At 32.1% G+C, this 7,251-nt stretch carries 8 protein-coding genes; 6 read left to right on the top strand and 2 right to left on the bottom strand.

Annotated elements, in window-relative coordinates; genetic code table 11:
- Window positions 1-290 precede the first annotated feature (290 nt).
- Window positions 291-851, top strand: a complete 561-nt coding sequence (locus tag D1606_RS17740; protein WP_119417350.1) for a group-specific protein — start codon at window positions 291-293, stop codon at window positions 849-851.
- A gap of 171 nt (window positions 852-1,022) precedes the next feature.
- Here the strand turns inward: D1606_RS17740 and D1606_RS17735 are convergent, their stop codons facing one another.
- Window positions 1,023-1,940 carry a hypothetical protein gene (locus D1606_RS17735; protein ID WP_119417349.1) on the bottom strand — a complete coding sequence of 306 codons (918 nt, stop codon included), beginning with the start codon at window positions 1,938-1,940 and terminating at the stop codon, window positions 1,023-1,025.
- 425 nt (window positions 1,941-2,365) lie between these two features.
- Here D1606_RS17735 and D1606_RS17730 point away from each other — a divergent pair, with 425 nt between their 5' ends.
- Window positions 2,366-2,929, top strand: a complete 564-nt coding sequence (locus tag D1606_RS17730; RefSeq protein ID WP_158582429.1) for an N-acetylmuramoyl-L-alanine amidase — start codon at window positions 2,366-2,368, stop codon at window positions 2,927-2,929.
- A gap of 95 nt (window positions 2,930-3,024) precedes the next feature.
- Here the strand turns inward: D1606_RS17730 and D1606_RS17725 are convergent, their stop codons facing one another.
- A complete protein-coding gene (locus D1606_RS17725) occupies window positions 3,025-3,534 on the bottom strand; it encodes a DUF3231 family protein (protein ID WP_119417347.1) in 510 nt (169 codons plus the stop codon).
- Between the two features lie 277 nt (window positions 3,535-3,811).
- Here D1606_RS17725 and D1606_RS17720 point away from each other — a divergent pair, with 277 nt between their 5' ends.
- From D1606_RS17720 to D1606_RS17705, 4 genes are all read left to right on the top strand, one after another.
- Window positions 3,812-4,435 (top strand): LysE family transporter, encoded by a 624-nt coding sequence (locus D1606_RS17720; protein ID WP_119417346.1) that lies wholly within the window; start codon window positions 3,812-3,814, stop codon window positions 4,433-4,435.
- Window positions 4,436-4,538: 103 nt separating this feature from the next.
- Entirely contained in the window at window positions 4,539-5,786 is a 1,248-nt protein-coding gene (locus D1606_RS17715) for an MFS transporter (protein ID WP_119417345.1), read from the top strand.
- Window positions 5,787-5,990: 204 nt separating this feature from the next.
- The gene (locus D1606_RS17710) at window positions 5,991-6,761 is read left to right on the top strand and encodes an N-acetylmuramoyl-L-alanine amidase (protein ID WP_119417344.1); all 771 of its coding nucleotides are present in this window, start codon (window positions 5,991-5,993) and stop codon (window positions 6,759-6,761) included.
- A gap of 153 nt (window positions 6,762-6,914) precedes the next feature.
- On the top strand, window positions 6,915-7,202 hold the full coding sequence (locus tag D1606_RS17705; protein ID WP_119417343.1) for a hypothetical protein: 288 nt from the start codon (window positions 6,915-6,917) through the stop codon (window positions 7,200-7,202).
- Window positions 7,203-7,251 lie beyond the last annotated feature (49 nt).

Here is a 7,251-nt window from a genome sequence, read left to right as displayed (position 1 = left end):
GAGGGAGCCAAAAGGCGACACTTCCTATAGGAAATCCAATTGAATCACCAGTTGTCCGGATCAACTGGAAATTCTATCGGAAAGAGCTCTTACTACTAATATACGAGAGAGAGTAGAAATGAATTGGAAGGAAGGTTTTGTTGTAACAGTTCATAGATTTAGTTGTAGTAGAATTATGTTCCAAGTAAAAGAACTATTTCTCCCAACTTGAACAAGGAAATACGATTAAAAGTAGAGAATAATAGTATGTGATTAACTTTTTGATTTCAGCAGGGGGATGGGGAAAAGTAATGCAAGAATTTATATATCATATGGTTCCAGCAGACATGAGGGGAGATAAACTTATTTCTCTGAATTCATTGGAAACGGCTCACCCTGAATTATATGAAAAGTACTCTAAAAAATATTTTGATCACCCGGAAAGGTTAAAACTTCTAAGAAGACAAATTCCAAAATTGAATTGTCTATGGAATGATGTTATTCATTTCTCACCTTTACATCCTTATCATGTCTATAACGCTCTTACTGAGTTAGGTATTCAAATTAAGGAGGAACTCAAATTTTATAGAGTACCGATTCAAAACTTAAAAAATAATAAGAATGCTATTTATATGTATTCAAAGGAAACATACAGAGGTCCCAATAATGATATAGATGAAGATGATATTAATTTCATAAATATTAATGATTATAAAGAAATGAAAGAAATCCCTTCAGTGACAGTTGAATATTATAAAGATGAAAAGGAAAAGGGAAATAAATTTGGTCTGTTCGCATTTATCCCGCATTTATTAACCTATGGAGAAGTTGACATAAAAGATGCAGAGATAATTACATGGAACAATCTGTAATAAAGAAATTTTACTTAGAGCAAGAGCAGTCACTTAAAAGTTTTCTCTTTTTTTGCATAAATAAAACAAACTAAAAAATGAGTCCGGTGCAAGACCGAACTCATTACTATTTATATAGAATTTTTTTTCTGGTTTTTCACTTCAAATGAATAAAACATGAGCAGCTTATATCTATTTTGAATGGCCTATAACTTTTATTGTATCTGCCTTCATAGTCGGTACGGAGTTGCTACCACCGATTTTTGTTGTGTAATTCCATTTTTGGCCTAAAGTTCCCCAGATTTCTACAAAATCACTGTCAACAGCATCGGTTGTATTAGGATAATAGACTGCGATGATATCGTCCCAGATACCATAACCTTTATCAGTCAATTGAACTAAAAGAGTTGTCTTCCCGTTGTCTTCCATAGCTTGCATAACGTGGCCTTTAGTAATGTGATATGGCTTCCCAACATATTTATCTTGGGATTTGTTTAACATCCCATATGAGAGTGTATTTTCATTTTTCAGGGCAGTTTCTTTCACTTTTTTCTTAGCTTCTGCAATTTGTTTTTGTACATATGCTTTCTTAGCTAATGCATTATCAATAGTAAGATTCATTGTTTGTTGATCATCATTAGCGGTAAAACTTAACTTGTATGTTGCTGATTGTTCCTTTTTATCAACTGTGCCGCTTAGTAAATAATGATGGTCATCTTTCTTTTTAAGAGTTACATTTGCACCTTTAACGATTTCTGGTGTATAACCATCTTTAACTTCAATTTTAACTAAGAAATCACCGTTTCTATCGGCTTTAGTTTCAGCTTTATCGTAAGTGTAAGCCACAGATTTCTTTTCTTTTTTCTCAACTGTCTTACTAGAAGTAGTCTCATCCTTTTTACTTGAACTGTTTTCAGATGGTGATAGGCTTCCTGCGATAATAATGAGTACTATAGAAATTACAAATAAAATACTAGAATTTCTTAATTTTCGTTTATAATTTTTTTTGCTATTATTCTTTTTCACTGCTAATAAAAGCCCAAAAATTACTACACTGATTATTGATACTACTAATAATAAAACCCCTACAACTCCAAATAATGCATCCAAAAATAAAATTCCTCCTATAAATTGCTATCATATAGCCACTTTTTAATATCTCGAATTCACTATACTAATAGTAACTTATATTAATCGCTTTTCAATAAAAACTTAATTTTTATAACATTTTATAGCTTTTTGAGTACTATTTTATAATAGAAAGCAATCTATTAATACTACAAATAATTATTATAATTCAAAATACCCCATTATTATGTAACTTGAACGAATTCTTTAGAATTAAAATATTCATTAACTAAAAAATTTGGTTTATAGGGTGTAAAATATCGTCTGAAAACTCCTTTATATAGTATAAGCACAATAAGTTTTTAGTGTGAGATACATCTCATATGTTATTGTGCTCGCTTTACCTAAGAGGCCTCAAAGGTTTAGCAAAAAGGAATAACAAAAATACTATTAAGGGGGAATTATTTATGGTAAATCAATTCGTCATTAGTTCAGGACATGGAAAATATGTACAAGGAGCAATTGGTATTTTAAATGAGGTCACTGAAGCACGTAAAGTCGTAAATCGTGTATATGAGATTTTAACAAACAATTATAATGGAGCTGGCTTCAAGTTCCATGATGATACATCCACAACACAAAGTCAGAACTTATCTACAATCGTAAATTATCATAATAGTAAAACTCGTATTTTGGATATCAGCGTCCATTTTAATGCGGCTACTGCATCCGCAACGGGATCAGAATGTTTATATTATAGCGAGTTAACCTTATCTGCAAAAATGTCAAAAGCCATGGCAAATGCACTAGGCATTACTGATCGTGGAGCAAAAGAGCGTCAAGAGTTATATTTTCTTCGTAATACGTCAAAACCTGCAATACTTTTAGAAGTTTGCTTTGTAACAAGTGAAAAAGATGCCGCTGCTTACCGAGAGAATTTTGAGAGACTATGTCAGGCCATTGCAAAAGTAATAGCTGATAATTTAGGCTATACAAAGAAAGCAGCATCGATTAGTAATGCCACTAGGTAAAGTAAATATTTGAAACACACCAAAAAAGAGTAGCGATTGCTACTCTTTTTTATACAGGCTTATACAAGCTGGTAAAGGGGGTTCATAAAAGTATCTTATGCTTCTGGATAGTCGACATGTAAAGGAGGTAGAATAAGCCATCCTTTTTCTTTACTAAGTTTTAGTAATTTTGCACCCAGTTGTTCTTTTTTCATATGGAATTGAGCGAACATCATGCCAATATCTTCTCTAATCGACATACCGATAGCTTCACTGCATGCTAAAAGGCCAGAGACCATATCTCTTGAAAGAGCAGCACTTATTTCTGGGTCATTAAATCTAGCTCCAGCTGGAATGTCCTCTAATTTCGCATTTGGACGATCAGGAGGCGCAGGTGGAAGAGCTATGCCATTTACTTTTAAGATAATTTCTAATTGCTCATTCTCTTCTTTGCAACACTGTATAGCATCTTCAATGATTTTGGCTAAATCTTTATCACCAGTATGATTAAAAAATGTTTGATAAGCAGCTATTAATCCGTTGTTTGTTGCGACATTTGTCCATATTGCCATAACTTCACCATAGTGTAATGGTTGATCTTTTGGGTTACCACTTAGAATGCCCATGTTAACACTCCATTTCCTTGTTTTGTTTAACAAGAACAGGATGTGATAAACGTTTGAATATTATACTACAGAAGCATTGTAAGAAATTATTCGAATAAGTAATTAAAGCTACAGTGGAATACATACTTTTTAACTTATTTCTGGATGTTATTTTGTTTTTAATACCACCTCTAACAAACAAAATAATATATAACGAATCGAATAGTGTTTGTCTTATCAGAATATGATATTAAGAAAAATTAATAAACGTAGTGTTAAAAGTTGGAGGTGAATAAACATGCATACCATGATACCTTATTTTTTATTAGGAATTTCTTTAGCTGCTCCTATTGGACCAGTAAAAGCAACATTATTAAACTTAGGAATCAAAAATGGTTTTTTTCATGCTTGGTTTTTTAGCTTAGGAGCAATTGCAACTGATTTAACCTATATGTTTTTAGTATATTTAGGAATTGGACGTTTTATTGAATATCCGTTTATTAAATCGATATTATGGTCTTTTGGCTGCTTTGTTCTTCTGTATACAGGAATAGAAAATTTACTGACTATGCATAAAGTTAAGTTGAATTCTAATTTTAAACGTATTATCCGTCTTAGGCATTCATTTATATCGGGTTTCCTGATAGCGCTTCTAAATCCTTTAACAATTCTGTTCTGGTTGGGTATTTATGGTTCCGTCTTAGTAGGTGGGTCTAATCTAAACACTTTTGAAATCGGAATGTACAGTGTCTGTATTTTGTTAGGCATTCTATTAGTAGATTTCATAATGGCTTCAATTTCAAGTGGATCGCGGAAGATATTATCTTCTAATTTTTTAAATGTAGTATCAGCAGTTTCATCAATTTCTATGATAGGATTTGGTATACATTTTGGGATACTTGCGTATAAATCGTTATTCTAAAGTATTTCTTCCTTAAAAATAATAATGAGCTTTTCCTATTACACATAAATAAAACACTTCTGGACATGATAAATATATTACTAAATCACATAGAGGTGTTTTTATGCAAAATAATAGTGGAAAAGAGGAAAAGGTTAGCGTATTGTGCATAATTAGCTTAGCGTCAATACCACTTGTAATGACACTTGGTAATTCAATGCTTATCCCAGTTCTTCCTATTTTAGAAAAGAAGGTAGACATCTCTTCATTTCAATCAAGCATGATCATTACAAGTTACTCAATTGCTGCTATTTTACTTATACCTGTCGCCGGTTATTTGTCAGACCGATTTGGACGGAAAATTGTTATATTACCTAGTTTAATCTTAGCATTTATCGGAGGACTTATTTCTGCATTTGCATCCTGGAAACTGGATAGTCCTTACTTTGTAATTATAATCGGTCGTATTTTACAAGGTGTTGGTGCTGCGGGTGCTATGCCAATTGTTATGCCATTAATAGGTGACCTTTACAAGGGCGATGATGAAAAAACAAGTGCAAGTCTTGGGATTATCGAAACTTCTAATACATTTGGCAAAGTGTTAAGCCCAATCCTGGGTGCTGCATTTGCAGCTTTTTTATGGTTTCTCCCTTTTTTCTCTATCTCCATATTTAGCCTAATATCAATCCTTTTGGTTATCTTTTTTGTTAAGTCCCCAAAAGAAAAAGCTCCTCCAGTCGCATTTAAGGATTTTGTTCAAAGAGTCAAAAAGACTTTTAAAGAAGAAGGAAAATGGTTATTTGTAGTCTTCTTAAATGGAATTTATGTGATGCTTGTTTTATTCGGTATGTTGTTTTTCTTATCAGAGAACCTTGAAAAAGCACATGATATAAAAGGAGTAAAAAAAGGTTTTGTCCTAGCCATTCCACTATTAATGTTATGTATTGCTTCTTTTGTTACGGGGCGAAAAATAAAAGGCGATCTAAAAGCCATTAAGAGAATGATACTGATTTCTTTAGTGATTACTTCAATTAGTATTGTGTTTGTAGGGTTTTTAAAAGAAAATTTAATATTTCTTTTAGTTGTAACAAGTATCGCAGGTATTGCGTTAGGAGCTCTACTCCCAGTGCTTGATGCAATCATTACTGAAAATATAAGAAAAGAGGAGAGGGGTACAGTTACTTCTTTCTACAGTTCAGCACGATTTATCGGAGTAGCAGCAGGGCCGCCGATTATGTCGCTTTTAATGAAAAATAATTTAAATGCATTTTATATTGCTTCATGTGTTTTAGGGATTATACTTTTATTTTTAGTTTTAAAGTTTATTGATATTCAAGCAATTGGTCAACAAGCAAAAGCGAATGCAAAATAATCAAAAAGACCGATTACAAATGGATCGGTCTTTTATTTATACTTTAATTAATAGCAATACATATGTAAGGAAAAAACTTGAAAATACTTAAGATGGGATAAGGGTATGTATTTTCCTGCTAATCATTATCCTATACGAAATTTTTGGGGAATCATATATTGTATGTAGATGGGCTTATGAAGAAACAGAAAGGACTGAAATTATATGACAAAAAAATTCGTAATCAGTTCAGGGCATGGTGCTAAAGTTCCCGGAGCATCTGGGATATTAAATGAACATGAAGAAGCGAAAAAGGTTGTAAATCGAGTCTTCTCTATTCTGACTAATAATTACAATGGCTCAGGTTATAAATATCATGAAAAAACAGCAACATCACAAGATCAAAACTTGGCGAATATCGTGAATCACCATAATAGTAAGTCGCGTTCATTGGATATTAGTGTACATTTTAATAGTGCAAGTGCGTCTGCGACGGGGTCGGAATGTTTATATTATGATGAGAAATCATTGTCTAAGAAGATGTCAAAAGCAATGGCTGATGCACTCGGAATTTTAGATCGTGGTGCAAAAGAACGTAAAGAATTGTACTTCTTACGTAAAACGGTAAAACCAGCTATTCTTTTAGAGGTTTGCTTCGTTACTAGCGAGAAAGACGCTAAGGCGTATAGAGAAAATTTTGAAGGTTTGTGTCAAGCAATTGCCAAAGTTATTGCTGATAAATTAGATTACAAGAAAAAAGAAAGCAAGCCTAAGAAATCAGAATATTACACAGAGGGTAACGGCTTATATCGTATAAAGAAGAAATGTTGGGCATACAGCAAACTTAAGTTCGATAAGAAAAATCGTGTGGAAGTTTGTCCTGAAAATACAGTTTATACAATTGTTGATATTGTAAAATACGGTTTGGTGTATCGTTTGAAAACAAAATCAGGTTTGTATATTACTGCAAAAAAAGCATTTGTTGAGAAAGTATAAAGCCCTACCAAAAATAACATCTTTTTCATTATTAAACTAGACCGGATTATCGACAAAAACTGGTATTTATTTCCTCAAAGTGCTGTTACTCTTATTTATCCACAAACTATGGTATAATGAATATGTTGTTATTATTTTAAAGGGGAGATAAACATGCTAACTAAAATTAAAAAAGTTAAGTTTCAACCCGAATTTAAAGATCCAGTTTATGAGGTAATCCTAGATTGCCCAAAGGAAAATAAACTTTACATTAAATTTGATTATAAATACAAAAATCAAACTTTTAAGCCTTCTCTAGTTAATTATAATAAGGAAAACAAGGGAACAAAACTTGCTTGGTACACACAAAAAGTTGAGAAAATGACCGTTCAAGAGTTTCTAGGTCAAATCGCTCAAAAGATAAATAAGAAATATAACTTTAAGTTCAAAGAAACACTTTAATATAACTTAAATCCTTAAAGAATAACTAAGCACATCTAAATTAGATGTG

It is taken from the genome of Rummeliibacillus sp. POC4 (assembly GCF_003576525.1).
Taxonomy (GTDB): Bacteria; Bacillota; Bacilli; order Bacillales_A; family Planococcaceae; genus Rummeliibacillus.
The sequence above is the reverse complement of the archived record's forward strand: the minus strand, read 5'-3'. Positions and strand labels throughout refer to the sequence as shown.

Coding starts and splice junctions, on each gene's coding strand:
- D1606_RS17740 (WP_119417350.1), top strand. CDS start 291: ATGCAAGAATTTATATATCATATGGTTCCAGCAGACATGAGGGGAGAT.
- D1606_RS17730 (WP_158582429.1), top strand. CDS start 2,366: ATGGTAAATCAATTCGTCATTAGTTCAGGACATGGAAAATATGTACAA.
- D1606_RS17725 (WP_119417347.1), bottom strand. CDS start 3,534: ATGGGCATTCTAAGTGGTAACCCAAAAGATCAACCATTACACTATGGT.
- D1606_RS17720 (WP_119417346.1), top strand. CDS start 3,812: ATGCATACCATGATACCTTATTTTTTATTAGGAATTTCTTTAGCTGCT.
- D1606_RS17715 (WP_119417345.1), top strand. CDS start 4,539: ATGCAAAATAATAGTGGAAAAGAGGAAAAGGTTAGCGTATTGTGCATA.
- D1606_RS17710 (WP_119417344.1), top strand. CDS start 5,991: ATGACAAAAAAATTCGTAATCAGTTCAGGGCATGGTGCTAAAGTTCCC.
- D1606_RS17705 (WP_119417343.1), top strand. CDS start 6,915: ATGCTAACTAAAATTAAAAAAGTTAAGTTTCAACCCGAATTTAAAGAT.